This window comes from Bacteroidota bacterium (assembly GCA_005882315.1).
In the GTDB taxonomy this organism is placed as follows: domain Bacteria; phylum Bacteroidota; class Bacteroidia; order Chitinophagales; family Chitinophagaceae; genus VBAR01.
Genome location: VBAR01000001.1, coordinates 2,460,199 through 2,471,963, shown reverse-complemented (window position 1 = coordinate 2,471,963; position 11,765 = coordinate 2,460,199). Strand labels below are relative to the sequence as shown.

Annotated in this window: 16 protein-coding genes and 5 tRNA genes; 5 read left to right on the top strand and 16 right to left on the bottom strand. The window is 38.1% G+C overall.

From position 1 onward, the window contains the following. The first annotated feature begins 23 nt into the window (after positions 1-23). The gene (locus E6H07_10245; GenBank protein ID TMI66250.1) at positions 24-404 is read left to right on the top strand and encodes a helix-turn-helix transcriptional regulator; all 381 of its coding nucleotides are present in this window, start codon (positions 24-26) and stop codon (positions 402-404) included. 5 nt (positions 405-409) lie between these two features. Here E6H07_10245 and E6H07_10240 read toward each other — a convergent pair whose 3' ends face one another. From E6H07_10240 to E6H07_10165, 16 genes are all read right to left on the bottom strand, one after another. After that, positions 410-931 carry a hypothetical protein gene (locus E6H07_10240; protein TMI66249.1) on the bottom strand — a complete coding sequence of 174 codons (522 nt, stop codon included), beginning with the start codon at positions 929-931 and terminating at the stop codon, positions 410-412. 266 nt (positions 932-1,197) lie between these two features. Further along, positions 1,198-1,575 carry a 50S ribosomal protein L7/L12 gene (locus E6H07_10235; GenBank protein ID TMI66248.1) on the bottom strand — a complete coding sequence of 126 codons (378 nt, stop codon included), beginning with the start codon at positions 1,573-1,575 and terminating at the stop codon, positions 1,198-1,200. Between the two features lie 128 nt (positions 1,576-1,703). Beyond that, on the bottom strand, positions 1,704-2,222 hold the full coding sequence (locus E6H07_10230; protein TMI66247.1) for a 50S ribosomal protein L10: 519 nt from the start codon (positions 2,220-2,222) through the stop codon (positions 1,704-1,706). A 66-nt stretch (positions 2,223-2,288) separates the two neighbouring features. Next, the gene (locus tag E6H07_10225; protein TMI66246.1) at positions 2,289-2,984 is read right to left on the bottom strand and encodes a 50S ribosomal protein L1; all 696 of its coding nucleotides are present in this window, start codon (positions 2,982-2,984) and stop codon (positions 2,289-2,291) included. Between the two features lie 25 nt (positions 2,985-3,009). Continuing rightward, a complete protein-coding gene (rplK, locus tag E6H07_10220; protein ID TMI66245.1) occupies positions 3,010-3,453 on the bottom strand; it encodes a 50S ribosomal protein L11 in 444 nt (147 codons plus the stop codon). Between the two features lie 232 nt (positions 3,454-3,685). Further along, positions 3,686-4,267, bottom strand: a complete 582-nt coding sequence (gene nusG / locus E6H07_10215; protein ID TMI66244.1) for a transcription termination/antitermination factor NusG — start codon at positions 4,265-4,267, stop codon at positions 3,686-3,688. Next, the gene (secE, locus tag E6H07_10210; protein TMI66243.1) at positions 4,267-4,467 is read right to left on the bottom strand and encodes a preprotein translocase subunit SecE; all 201 of its coding nucleotides are present in this window, start codon (positions 4,465-4,467) and stop codon (positions 4,267-4,269) included. Before secE ends, nusG begins: the two co-directional genes overlap by 1 nt. Before the next feature lie 32 nt (positions 4,468-4,499). After that, a tRNA-Trp gene (locus E6H07_10205) sits at positions 4,500-4,570 on the bottom strand. A 73-nt stretch (positions 4,571-4,643) separates the two neighbouring features. Then, positions 4,644-5,831 (bottom strand): elongation factor Tu, encoded by a 1,188-nt coding sequence (gene tuf / locus E6H07_10200; protein ID TMI66242.1) that lies wholly within the window; start codon positions 5,829-5,831, stop codon positions 4,644-4,646. 141 nt (positions 5,832-5,972) lie between these two features. Continuing rightward, positions 5,973-6,044: transfer RNA gene (locus E6H07_10195), tRNA-Thr, on the bottom strand. A 41-nt stretch (positions 6,045-6,085) separates the two neighbouring features. Next, positions 6,086-6,158 (bottom strand) — tRNA-Gly (locus E6H07_10190). A 30-nt stretch (positions 6,159-6,188) separates the two neighbouring features. Next, a tRNA-Tyr gene (locus E6H07_10185) sits at positions 6,189-6,274 on the bottom strand. A gap of 33 nt (positions 6,275-6,307) precedes the next feature. Beyond that, positions 6,308-6,380, bottom strand: a tRNA-Thr gene (locus tag E6H07_10180). A gap of 462 nt (positions 6,381-6,842) precedes the next feature. After that, positions 6,843-7,142, bottom strand: a complete 300-nt coding sequence (locus tag E6H07_10175) for an HPF/RaiA family ribosome-associated protein (GenBank protein ID TMI66241.1) — start codon at positions 7,140-7,142, stop codon at positions 6,843-6,845. Positions 7,143-7,277: 135 nt separating this feature from the next. Then, complete coding sequence (locus E6H07_10170) at positions 7,278-8,180, bottom strand: integrase (protein TMI66240.1); 903 nt, start codon at positions 8,178-8,180, stop codon at positions 7,278-7,280. Positions 8,181-8,246: 66 nt separating this feature from the next. Then, entirely contained in the window at positions 8,247-8,444 is a 198-nt protein-coding gene (locus tag E6H07_10165) for a 30S ribosomal protein S21 (protein TMI66521.1), read from the bottom strand. Positions 8,445-8,564: 120 nt separating this feature from the next. Between E6H07_10165 and E6H07_10160 the strand changes: the two genes are divergently transcribed. Genes E6H07_10160 through E6H07_10145 form a run of 4 tightly spaced genes read left to right on the top strand, consistent with a single transcriptional unit; the run spans position 8,565 to position 11,761 of the window. Further along, positions 8,565-9,155, top strand: a complete 591-nt coding sequence (locus E6H07_10160; GenBank protein TMI66239.1) for a riboflavin synthase — start codon at positions 8,565-8,567, stop codon at positions 9,153-9,155. Between the two features lie 19 nt (positions 9,156-9,174). Then, positions 9,175-10,269 carry an acyltransferase gene (locus tag E6H07_10155; protein TMI66238.1) on the top strand — a complete coding sequence of 365 codons (1,095 nt, stop codon included), beginning with the start codon at positions 9,175-9,177 and terminating at the stop codon, positions 10,267-10,269. Positions 10,270-10,287: 18 nt separating this feature from the next. Beyond that, positions 10,288-11,028: a glycosyltransferase family 2 protein gene (locus E6H07_10150; protein ID TMI66237.1), complete on the top strand. Its 741-nt coding sequence runs from the start codon at positions 10,288-10,290 to the stop codon at positions 11,026-11,028. Further along, entirely contained in the window at positions 10,973-11,761 is a 789-nt protein-coding gene (locus tag E6H07_10145; protein TMI66236.1) for a class I SAM-dependent methyltransferase, read from the top strand. The genes E6H07_10150 and E6H07_10145 overlap by 56 nt, the downstream gene beginning before the upstream one ends. Positions 11,762-11,765 lie beyond the last annotated feature (4 nt).

Below are 11,765 nucleotides of genomic sequence, written 5' to 3'. Positions count from 1 at the left end.
TACAATTTATTCACATTTTCAAAATGAATACACTTTTTGCTAAAAACTGCGAGGTCTTAAGAAAATCCAAAGGCTGGAAGCAGTCTGAAATTGAAGGATTTAGCGTTTCAACCTGGAGCAATTATGAAAATGGGCGAAGTGTGCCTGGATTTGATGATTTGATTAAAATAGCCAAGTTGTTTGAAATGTCAATAGATGATTTATTATTTACTGATCAATCAAAGCACCATGTTAAGCCAAAGAAAATAACCAGATATTCCACATTAGAATCCGAGAAGCTTAGTTTAGTGGAAGATGAAGGCGATGTAAACGAAATAAGTAATGCGTTACAGCAAAGGATACAAGAACTAGAAAAAAGATTGATAAAACTTGAAAAACTAGTAAAGAAAATTGCACCCTTCTGACTCGTTTAATCATTTTTAGTAGCCAGTCCTGTTTCTTCATCTTCAAAGACAGAAACAGCCAATCCTATCCAGTTGAGATTTGCATTCTTTTTATGTGGGAACAGGCCAATATTAATTGTGAGATTTCCTTTTGTAAAGTTCCATCCGTATTTGGAAGGATGATCTTCTATTGTTTTTACATCTTCTATTATAAAACCGCTACCAAGCAGAAAATTTATTTTATCCCGCCATTCATCAACAATTGCTTTACCATCATTTTCATTTAATGAATCTGCTACATCTGCCATATAGATCGATTCACCAGCCGAGATCAGCAACTCATTATTAGAGGTGCCGTCCAATGAACCACTTGTATAAAAGATCGAATCAGGGGAAGCTTCTGTGAATCTTCTTTCTTTGAAATTACTTTTAAAGCTCTTAAAATAATTTGTTGAATCCTTTACTAAGTCATCCAATTGCTTTGCAAAATTGGTTTGTCCAAATAACACAGTTGGTAGCAGGATTAATATTGTAAATATGATACGCATAAAGGGAATGTTGCAAAAGACGTACCCTGATTAAACATCAATTAAATATCATCCCTTTAGGCTTTGGGCAATAGAAAATAAAAAACCTTTATATAGGAAGGGTTTTGTAACATCAACATTTTTACTGTCCAACCAATGACTCCTGAATGACAGGGTAAGTTTTTTCCCAACGGGAAAATTTATAGGGCATGCTTTGAAATAAAAAAGCCTCTCCGCTAGGGAAAGGCTTTGAATTAATTATCAGTGAAGATCCGATAGCTATCAGATTAAGCGATCTCAACATCGGCACCTGCTTCTTTCAGCCTGTTGACGATATCTTCAGCTTCTGCTTTAGAAATGCCTTCTTTTATGTTCTTAGGTGCACCGTCTACCATTTCTTTTGCTTCTTTCAGTCCTAAACCAGTCAGATCTTTTACGATCTTAACTACGTTCAGTTTAGAAGCACCACCGCTTTTCAATACTACATTGAATGCAGTTTTTTCTTCAACAGCGGCTGCGCCACCACCTTCGCCACCAGCAGAAACTACTACTGCAGCTGCAGCTGGCTCGATACCATATTCTGATTTTAAGAAATCAGCTAATTCCTGAACTTCTTTTACTGTTAAGCTTACTAAATTTTCAGCTAATGCTTTTACGTCTGCCATTTGATTTAAATTTTTCCCGTCTTCTCTTCCACTCCCGATAGCTATCGGGACGGATCCGACGGTTGATTAAAAAAATTGTTTATTTATAATTGCCAATGTGCTGATCCGCACATCTGCTAATTCACTAATTATTCTGCCGGAGCAGCTTCTGTTGCTTTCTTCTCAGCATTCTGCAATAACGCAGCTAGCACTCTCTTCGCTGGTGATTGCAACAAGCCGATCACTTCTCCGATCAGTTCATTCTTCGTTTTGATCTTCGTTAAGGCTACTAACTGATCATTACCCATATACACATCACCATTGATGAATGCAGCTTTCAATACAGGCTTTTCAGTATTGCTTTCTTTACGAAAAGCACTGATGATAAGAGCTGGTTCTTTCGGATTTTCAGAAAACATCAACGCAGTTACTTTATGCAATGAATCATACATACCTGCATATTTTTCGCTGTCCAGGGATTCCAATGCTTTTTTAATAAGCGTATTCTTAGCCACTTTCATTTCTACATGCTTATTAAAACAAACACGACGCAGTTTTACCACTTGTGCAACTGTCAATGATTCTGTATCGGCAATATAGAAATTGTTATACTGGGAAAATTTTCCTTTCAACACTTCTATCACTTCATTTTTTTGTTCTTTAGTCATTTTATTATGTTTTGACTTTTCGAATTAATTGTTTCTTCAAAAGCCCCCTTTAGGGGGTTTGGGGGTTTAATGAACGAATCCTTTTGTATCAATTACAATACCTGGGCTCATGCTGCTGGCCATGCTGATACCTTTCAGGTATGTGCCTTTTGCAGATGATGGTTTTGCTTTGATGATTGCGTTCAGTAACTCATGGCTGTTTGCTTCAATTTTTTCAGGTGTAAAACTTACACGGCCGATAGAAGCATGGATGATACCAACTTTATCAACCTTGAAAGCAATCTTACCGCCCTTTACATCATTGATCGCATTTGCAACATCGTTAGTAACAGTACCAGTCTTAGGATTCGGCATCAGGTTACGGGGGCCTAATACTTTACCCAGTTTACCGATCTTAGGCATTACTGATGGTGTAGCGATGATAACATCAACGTCAACCCATCCGCCTTCGATCTTTGTTACATACTCATCCAACCCAACGAAATCAGCGCCGGCTGCTTTAGCTTCTGCTTCTTTATCGGGAGGACAAAGCACTAATACTTTTTTTGTTTTACCAGTACCGTGTGGTAATGATACTGTACCACGGATCGCCTGGTCAGCTTTTTTAGGATCCACACCCAAACGGATATGAAGATCAACTGAAGCATCAAATTTGCAGGTAGTAATTTGTTTTACTAATGCAGATGCTTCTTTTAATGAATATGATTTGTTGCCGTCTACTTTTGTATTTGCAACTTTTCTTTTTTTACTGATGAATGCCATTGTAATTCGTTTTAACTGTAATCAATTAATTTTCCCATGGAGCTTTACCATCCACATTCAGGCCCATGCTGCGTGCAGTACCGGCAACCATTTTCATGGCGCTTTCTATAGAAAAGCAGTTCAGGTCAGGCATTTTATCTTCAGCAATAGCTTTTACCTGATCCCATGATACTTTACCAACTTTTGCACGGTTGCTTTCTTTGGAACCTTTCTGAATTTTTGCGGCTTCCATCAGCTGAACAGCTGCGGGAGGAGTTTTTAATACAAAGTCAAAACTCTTGTCAGTATAAACGGTGATTAATACAGGGATAACTTTTCCCATTTTGTCCTGTGTTCTTGCATTGAACTGCTTACAGAATTCCATGATATTAATACCCTTGGAACCCAAAGCCGGACCGATCGGAGGTGCAGGATTGGCCTGGCCACCCTTGCACTGTAGCTTTACATAGCCAGTGATTTCTTTTGCCATTTCTTTTTTGATTTATTGGTGATAACGACTTTTCTCCGCCGCGGCGGATACTCAGTCTTCCAAATTCGTCAACTCGCAAATGCGAATATCCAAGAACTTATTTGGGCGGCAAAGATAGGTGTGTGCAGTGTATTTCAGAAGATTTTAAGCAACTATTTCTTGTCTTAGCCGAAATAAAAAAGTCCCGTCCCGATAGCTATCGGGACGGGACTCAATCAGTTGAAAACCAACCTTAGCTAATCTTTTCTACTTGCATGTAGTTAAGTTCTACAGGTGTAGAACGGCCAAATATCTTTACTGTTACTTTCAATTTTTTCTTCTCGTCATTCACTTCTTCAATCGTACCATTAAAGTCATTGAAAGGTCCTTCTATGATCTTGATAGTTTCGCCAACGATAAATGGCTCACTCATACTTACACCACCAACTTCAGCCATCTCATCCATTTTACCCAGCATCTTATTTACCTCTGCTTTACGTAATGCAATAGGATTTTCTTTTCCAAGAAAATGAATAACGCTGTTTGTATTCTTAATCAGGTCACGCAGATCATCAGAAAGTTTTCCTTCCTGAATTTCCACCATTACATAACCCGGGTAATAGTTTCTTTCTCTCACTACCTTTTTGCCATTAGCAACTTTGTATACTTTTTCTACCGGTAAAAAAACTTGTTTTACCACTGTATTCCAATTACTGCGGCTTATCTCCTTATCAAGGTATTCTTTCACCTTACGTTCTTTACCACTCACTACACGAAGCACATACCACTTCGTCTCCTCCTGCTGCACAGGTGTTGTATTTGCTGTAGTTTCCATTAGCTTTTAAATAATTGGTTGTAGAGAAATTTCAGTACACCACCAGAAGCAAAATCCATTATCCACACAATAGCAGTAATAACTAATGTTGCTCCCAATACAATCATTGTAGATTGTTGTAACTGGCTCCATGTAGGCCAGGTTACTTTTTCCATCAGCTCTTTGTAGCTCTCTTTAAAATAAGTTGAAATTTTGTTCATGTTATTTTCCTTTTCAAAAAAAAATTAATCAGCACGGGCACTAGGATTCGAACCCAGATCAAAGGTTTTGGAGACCCGTATGCTACCGTTGCACCATGCCCGTAAGAATCAAAAGTCACCGGCCGTTCGGAAATTCCTTTGGACCAATGACTTTTGAAGTATCAAAGATATAAAGATTATTTTAAAATCTCAGTCACCTGACCAGCACCTACTGTACGACCACCTTCACGGATCGCAAATTTCAGACCTTTTTCCATCGCAATCGGCTGAATCAGTTTTACAGTCAATGTACAGTTATCACCAGGCATAACCATTTCGGTACCTGCTGGTAATTCTACCTCACCTGTTACGTCTGTAGTTCTGAAATAGAACTGAGGACGATATTTCTGGAAGAAAGGAGTGTGACGTCCACCTTCTTCTTTGCTAAGTACGTATACTTCGCATTTGAAATCAGTGTGCGGAGTAATAGAACCAGGCTTAACGATAACCATACCACGACGGATCTGAGTTTTCTCAATACCGCGAAGTAGCAAACCAGCGTTATCACCAGCTTCACCTTCATCAAGGATCTTACGGAACATTTCCACACCTGTTACAGTTGAAGTCAATGGTTTTTCGATCAAACCAACGATCTCAACAGGTTCACCAGTTTTTACACGACCTCTTTCAATACGGCCAGTAGCAACAGTACCACGACCCGTAATAGAGAATACGTCTTCAACTGACATCAGGAACGGCTGATCAACCGGACGAGGAGGCAGCGGAATATAAGTATCAACTGCAGCCATCAGTTCATCGATAGCAGCCAACCATTTTTCTTCACCAGCCAACGCACCAGTTGCAGAACCTTTAATGATCGGCGTATTCGTACCGTCAAAACCATAGAAAGTCAATAGCTCACGGATCTCCATTTCTACAAGTTCCAATAATTCTGGATCGTCAACCAGGTCAACTTTATTCATAAACACAACCATGCGGGGTACACCAACCTGGCGTGCCAGCAGGATGTGCTCTTTTGTTTGAGGCATTGGACCATCAGTAGCAGCCACAACGAGGATTGCTCCGTCCATTTGTGCAGCACCAGTGATCATATTCTTTACATAGTCAGCGTGACCAGGACAGTCAACGTGAGCATAGTGACGGTTCTTCGTCTGATACTCCACGTGGGCCGTATTAATCGTGATACCACGTTCCTTTTCTTCAGGTGCAGCATCAATTTCATCATACTTTTTAGCTGTTGCCAAACCGCTCTTTGCAAGAATGGTTGTGATGGCAGCAGTAAGTGTTGTTTTACCGTGGTCGATATGGCCAATGGTACCAACGTTAACGTGGGGTTTGTCCCTCTTAAAGGTCTCTTTTGACATTGTTATCGGTTTTAAAAGTTGTTTTTATAAATAATGTGCCATGCAACAGGGCTACTATTAAGCTTCCGTTGCGTCGCACTCTTGTACTTTCTGTTTTCTATTCAGCACTTTCAGTTGTCATTCTGAACCTGCCGAAGGATGAGCCGTTAAAGGGAATTGAACCCTTGACCTCTTCCTTACCAAGGAAGTGCTCTGCCACTGAGCTACAACGGCTTTTTGAGTCATTGAAGTCAGTGCGGAATGACTCAATCAAGAGCGGGAGACGAGGCTCGAACTCGCCACCTATAGCTTGGAAGGCTATCGCTCTACCAAATGAGCTACTCCCGCTGCTAAAAATCTCATCGATATAAAGAACTTTCGTGGGCAGAGAAGGATTCGAACCTCCGTACTCGTGAGAGAACAGATTTACAGTCTGTCGCCTTTAGCCACTCGGCCATCTGCCCATCGTAAACCCAATCTGTAAATCGGATAAACAGAGCCACTTGTCGGAATCGAACCAACGACCTACTGATTACAAATCAGTTGCTCTACCAGCTGAGCTAAAGTGGCATTACTTTTCAAACATCTACTTTAACTTCGAACCAAAGATCATCCCCATTCAAGCTGGGGTGCTCAACCAATTGAACTAAAGTGATATTACTTTCCTTCAGCCCGCCACTGTCTCTCGGTTTTTCAAGGATGCTACGGCGGTCGAGGCAATAAAGAACTACCCCCATTTATTAGGGGAGGCAAAGGTAAGGGAATTTGATAATTGCAAAAATGTTCAGTTAACTATTTTTTTACTTGTTTTCAGATGATTGTGTTTATTATCTGATCAGGATTGCTGATTGTCCTCATTATTCTGCAAAATGCGATGCAAATGTTGAATAGAAAACAGAAAGTACAAGAGAGTCTTTCGACAAGCTCAGGATAAACTTGCAACAAAGGTTTAATGGTAGTAATACGGTTTAGTACATAAATGAAAAAGACCCCCGCAATGCGGAGGTCTTGAAAAATTTTATGCTGCTTGTTTTATGCTGCTTGCTTTTCTTTTTTTCGTTTTAGTTGAACCAGTAGTGATTCGAATGCCTGGTCAAATGATTCTTCAAAAGATTTGCTGCCTGCTTTTACAAAAAAATCGTACCGGGGTACGTGAATCCTGATTTCTGCAATCTTGTCTTTAATTGTGTGAGCCACATTGTCAAGTTTGAGAAAAACATTTACTCGGATAATTCGATGGTGAAAGTTGTTTAGCTTTTCCATTTTTTTCTCAATGTAATCCAACAACTTTCTGTCCGCCGCAAAACGTACGGTTTGAATGTTTACGTTCATAGCTCTTAATTTAAGTGAAACAATATGTAAAGAACTTGGTTAAAAGTTTTTTGTACTTCATGTTCAAGTTACGAACACAGCCTGTTTTTTCCAAACTTCTGAAGCCCGATTTTACAGAAAAATGGTAAAATTTTTCTAGGCCTTTGGATGGGCCTTTTTATAAACATCTTTGAGCTTTTCGATAGTATTATGTGTATAAACCTGGGTAGAGGAAAGGCTGCTATGACCCAGTAATTCCTTTACAGCATTCAGGTTTGCACCATTGTTCATGAGATGTGTGGCAAAACTATGACGCAAGACGTGGGGGCTTTTTTTGTCCAATGTGCTGGATTCTCCTAAAACACGGTTCACAATATTATAAGCGTATTTAGGATATAGCTTTTGACCTTTTGAAGTAACGAGTAAAATGTCCTGTACTTTTTCAAACAGTTTTCTTTTCTGTGCCTTGTAATCCTTTATATCAGCCAGTATTGTTGCGGGTACGGGAATGATTCTTTCCTTGTTTCCTTTACCCAAAATTTTTAACTGTCTATTTCCGGTATCAATTTGTGATTCTTTAAGATTTATTAATTCACTTAACCGCATGCCGGTTGCATAAAAAAGAGTGATCAGCATTTTTGCATTTAACGAATCCCAATCTTCGGTTGCAACACTTACAGCATCTATCATTTTTAGTGCATCCTTTTCTCTAATGAAAGAAGGCAATCGCTTTTGCATTTTCGGTGATATTACCTGGCTCATTGGAGTTGATTGCAAATTGCCCGACTTTATATGATACTTGAAAAAAGATTTTAACGTTGATATTTTCCGGTTGATGCTACGTGATGTATTGTCGTTCTCTTTCAACGATGCAAGCCAGCTGCGCACCCATGTATGAGAGATCAGTTTCAGCTCAGTGTTATCGAAAGTATTCTTCAGGAAATTAAAAAAATCAGAAAGATCGGTTTGATAAGCGATGATGGTATGAACTGAATATCGTTTTTCAAATTTCAGGTAATCAAGAAAGGATTGGATATGCGGATGATTAGCTACCTCCATAAATAACAATAGCAGCAAAGCTATAAAACTTTGCTGCTATGTGCCGATTTATAAAAAAGCAAAAGCTTACTTCTCTATTTTTCCGCTGGCGATTTTCTGCTTGTAAACAGCTTTCAACACTTCACCCCGACGTTTAACTGACGGCTTAGTGAAAGACTGGCGTTCACGCAACTGCAGAAGCACTTTTGACTTCTCAAATTTCTTTTTATACTTTTTGAGGGCCTTGTCTATGTTTTCGCAGTCTTTAGAATCGATAATCAGCATTTGTATACCTCCTTTGGTAATTTTTTTAAATGGGCTGCAAAGATAGGGGCTGATGTTCAAATGAAAAAGCTTTGTAAGAAGGAATTTGTCCAAGTGGCCGCCTTTGGGGAGATTTGTCGAATGTTTACGGGAATAATAGAAGCAACTGGCATTATTAAACAGGTCATTTCCAATGGTTCCAACAAGAGTTTTTGGATCGAGTCCCCTATTTCTAATCAACTTAAAACAGACCAAAGTGTGAGCCATAACGGCGCCTGCCTTACCGTAGAGGAAGTTTCAGACAACCGCCATCAAGTGACGGCAATTGAGGAAACATTGATCAAAACCAATTTGGGTAGCTGGAAGGAAGGCGGCACCATAAACCTTGAAAGATGCCTGACAATGAACAGCCGTCTTGATGGCCATTGGGTGCAGGGCCATGTGGACACTACCGCAACATGCCTTCAGAAAAAACCCAAAGATGGAAGCTGGGTTTTTGAATTTGAGTTTCCAAAAAAATTTGCTGAACTGGTGATAGAAAAAGGTTCTATCTGTATAAACGGAATAAGCCTTACTGCATTTGATGTGAAAAAGAAAACATTCAGGGTAGCCATTATTCCTTATACTTTTAATCATACCAATATTCAATATTTAGATAAAGGTGACACTATGAATATCGAATTTGATATGATTGGAAAATATATCCTTAGAAAATTATCTTTGGTTCAATAAACTAACCCACCTACTGCTGATGACGGAAATAAAAACCGATAGACAACACTATCCTGCTTTAGATGGTGTGCGGGGAATAGCGATATTGCTTGTTGTGTTTTTTCACAATTTCGGTTTCATCAACTACTTCTTTTTTGGCTGGTTGGGTGTAGACTTGTTTTTTGTGCTATCAGGATTTCTTATTACTGATATACTTATCAGAGAAACAGGATCAAAAAATTATTTAAAATCCTTTTATACAAGACGGATTTTAAGAATTTTTCCCATTTATTACCTGCTATTGATAATTTTTCTTTTAATACTTCCTCATTTTATTTCGTCTACAGTCAATCTTGAATATTATACAAACAACCAGGCCTGGCTTTGGACCTATACACAAAACTGGTTGTATATTATTAAACCCCACGCCTATTCAAATATCCTGCTTCACTTATGGTCACTGGCAGTGGAAGAACAATATTACCTTATCTGGCCTTTTGTTATTCTAATATTCAGGAAACCGAAAGTTTTACTTGCGATAAGCTTGTTTTTTTTGATTGGAATTATTATTCTAAGGTTAGTATTGTGGAATAAACAAATTGAAGGATTTCAATATTTTAGCTGGTTTACTTTTAGCCGCATCGATGGTATTTGTATTGGCAGCGCATTGGCACTTATAAAATTTATATCGCCAAAATTCATTACTAACAATACACCCTATATCATAAGCTCTGTTGCGATCTTTAATTTTGTGTTTTACTTCATTAATAAAAACTACGGGTTCTCATTTCCTTATTTTCCCCTGATCGGCTACACTACTTTTGCAATTGTTTTTGCTGTAATAGTTTCCGAAGCTGCTACATTGAATAAAAATTTTATTACCATACTACTAAGTTTTACCCCCTTACGTTTCATTGGTAAAATTTCGTATGGCTTTTACATTTATCACTGGCCCATTTATGTTTTGCTTTTCCCGATATTGCTGAATTATTTAAAACAGGTATTACATATAAATACAGGAAGCTCACAGTTCTTAGCAGCAGCAATAGCAACAGTAGCAGGATTCCTGATCAGCATTTTGAGTTTTTATTTCTTTGAAATGCCTTTTCTTAAGCTTAAAAAGTATTTTCGCTGATACTACAGATAAACCTGAATGCAATCCCAGAATACAGAAATAAAACAACTCAGCATCATCATACCCTGTTATAATGAAGAACAATACGTAGCAACTGTTTTGAAGAGAGTAATTGAATGTGATCCCGGCTACAGCCTGGCAAAACAAATAATAATTGTAAATGATGGATCTGCTGATGCTACTCAAAAAAATATTGAAATATTTATCACCCAAAATACCGGAGCAGATATCCGATTATTAAATCATGAAAAAAATTTGGGTAAAGGCAGTAGCATAAAAACAGCTTTGGAACATGTTACCGGCGAAGTTGTTATCGTTCAGGATGCAGATCTTGAATATGATCCAAATGATTTTAATCTTTTGTTACAACCGATCATGAATAATGAGGCGGATGTGGTACTTGGATCAAGGTTTCGTGGAGATGGCCCACATAAGGGGCCCTTTATTTTACACAAACTGGTAAATAAAGTTTATACCTTTTTATCGAACATTTTAACTGGCCAGCATTTATCAGACATACATACCTGTTATAAAATGTTCAAAACCCAAATCCTGAAGTCTGTTATTATTGAAGAACATCGTTTTGGTTTTGACCCTGAAATAATAGCCAAACTTGGTCATAGAAAAGATGTGAGAATAAAAGAAGTGGGCATTTCATATAAGGGACGGAATTTTGCAGAAGGGAAAAAAATTAATTTCACTGATGGCTTCAGGGCATTTTATTGTATTATCAGGTATAACCTCTTTTCAAAAAAATAACCAGCATTTGCAACCAAGAGAAAATACCGGTCACCAGGCATTACAGATATTATCTGAAGCAGACGCATTTAATAACTGGATGTACTCTGCAATTAGCCCTTATGCATCCGGAAATATTCTTGAAATCGGAAGCGGAATGGGTAATATTTCAAAATTTTTCGTCCTGAAAGGAGATGCAATTACATTATCAGATATTGATCCTTTTTACCTTGATCACCTGCAAAAAAAATTTCATACCTACCCGAACGTTAAAAACTTTCTTTCTATTGATCTGCAAACAAAAGAATTCAGTAAATGCTATGAAGATCTAAAAGAAAAATTTGATGCTGTATTTCTTTTAAATGTGCTTGAGCACCTGGCTGATGACAGTTATGCAATTCAGAATTGCAGATTTTTGTTAAAAGAAAATGGCACCCTGATCATCCTGGTGCCAGCTTATTCATTCCTGTTTTCCGAGATGGATAAGCAACTGAATCATTACCGCCGGTATACCACTAAATCAATTTGTAAAAAAATTAATGCAGAAGGTTTCAATATTGAAAAATCATTTTGTTTCAACTTTATCGGCATTCCTGCATGGCTATATGGTAAGATCCGAAAATTTAAAGTATTGCCTAAAACTGAAATGAAATTGTTCAATAACATAGTGCCTTTTGGAAAGTTATTAGACAAAATCACTTTTCATAAAGCCGGGCTTTCTGCGATTGCAGTAGCCAGGAAAAATAAAACCTGATCCT

Excerpts from the sequence above, each read along its gene's own strand:
- E6H07_10155 (TMI66238.1), top strand. The coding sequence starts at position 9,175 with ATGACGGAAATAAAAACCGATAGACAACACTATCCTGCTTTAGATGGT.
- E6H07_10160 (TMI66239.1), top strand. The coding sequence starts at position 8,565 with ATGTTTACGGGAATAATAGAAGCAACTGGCATTATTAAACAGGTCATT.
- E6H07_10225 (TMI66246.1), bottom strand. The coding sequence starts at position 2,984 with ATGGCATTCATCAGTAAAAAAAGAAAAGTTGCAAATACAAAAGTAGAC.
- E6H07_10175 (TMI66241.1), bottom strand. The coding sequence starts at position 7,142 with ATGAACGTAAACATTCAAACCGTACGTTTTGCGGCGGACAGAAAGTTG.
- E6H07_10145 (TMI66236.1), top strand. The coding sequence starts at position 10,973 with ATGGCTTCAGGGCATTTTATTGTATTATCAGGTATAACCTCTTTTCAA.
- E6H07_10245 (TMI66250.1), top strand. The coding sequence starts at position 24 with ATGAATACACTTTTTGCTAAAAACTGCGAGGTCTTAAGAAAATCCAAA.
- E6H07_10235 (TMI66248.1), bottom strand. The coding sequence starts at position 1,575 with ATGGCAGACGTAAAAGCATTAGCTGAAAATTTAGTAAGCTTAACAGTA.
- E6H07_10165 (TMI66521.1), bottom strand. The coding sequence starts at position 8,444 with ATGCTGATTATCGATTCTAAAGACTGCGAAAACATAGACAAGGCCCTC.
- tuf (TMI66242.1), bottom strand. The coding sequence starts at position 5,831 with ATGTCAAAAGAGACCTTTAAGAGGGACAAACCCCACGTTAACGTTGGT.
- nusG (TMI66244.1), bottom strand. The coding sequence starts at position 4,267 with ATGGAAACTACAGCAAATACAACACCTGTGCAGCAGGAGGAGACGAAG.
- E6H07_10170 (TMI66240.1), bottom strand. The coding sequence starts at position 8,180 with ATGGAGGTAGCTAATCATCCGCATATCCAATCCTTTCTTGATTACCTG.
- secE (TMI66243.1), bottom strand. The coding sequence starts at position 4,467 with ATGAACAAAATTTCAACTTATTTTAAAGAGAGCTACAAAGAGCTGATG.
- E6H07_10240 (TMI66249.1), bottom strand. The coding sequence starts at position 931 with ATGCGTATCATATTTACAATATTAATCCTGCTACCAACTGTGTTATTT.
- E6H07_10150 (TMI66237.1), top strand. The coding sequence starts at position 10,288 with ATGCAATCCCAGAATACAGAAATAAAACAACTCAGCATCATCATACCC.
- E6H07_10230 (TMI66247.1), bottom strand. The coding sequence starts at position 2,222 with ATGACTAAAGAACAAAAAAATGAAGTGATAGAAGTGTTGAAAGGAAAA.
- rplK (TMI66245.1), bottom strand. The coding sequence starts at position 3,453 with ATGGCAAAAGAAATCACTGGCTATGTAAAGCTACAGTGCAAGGGTGGC.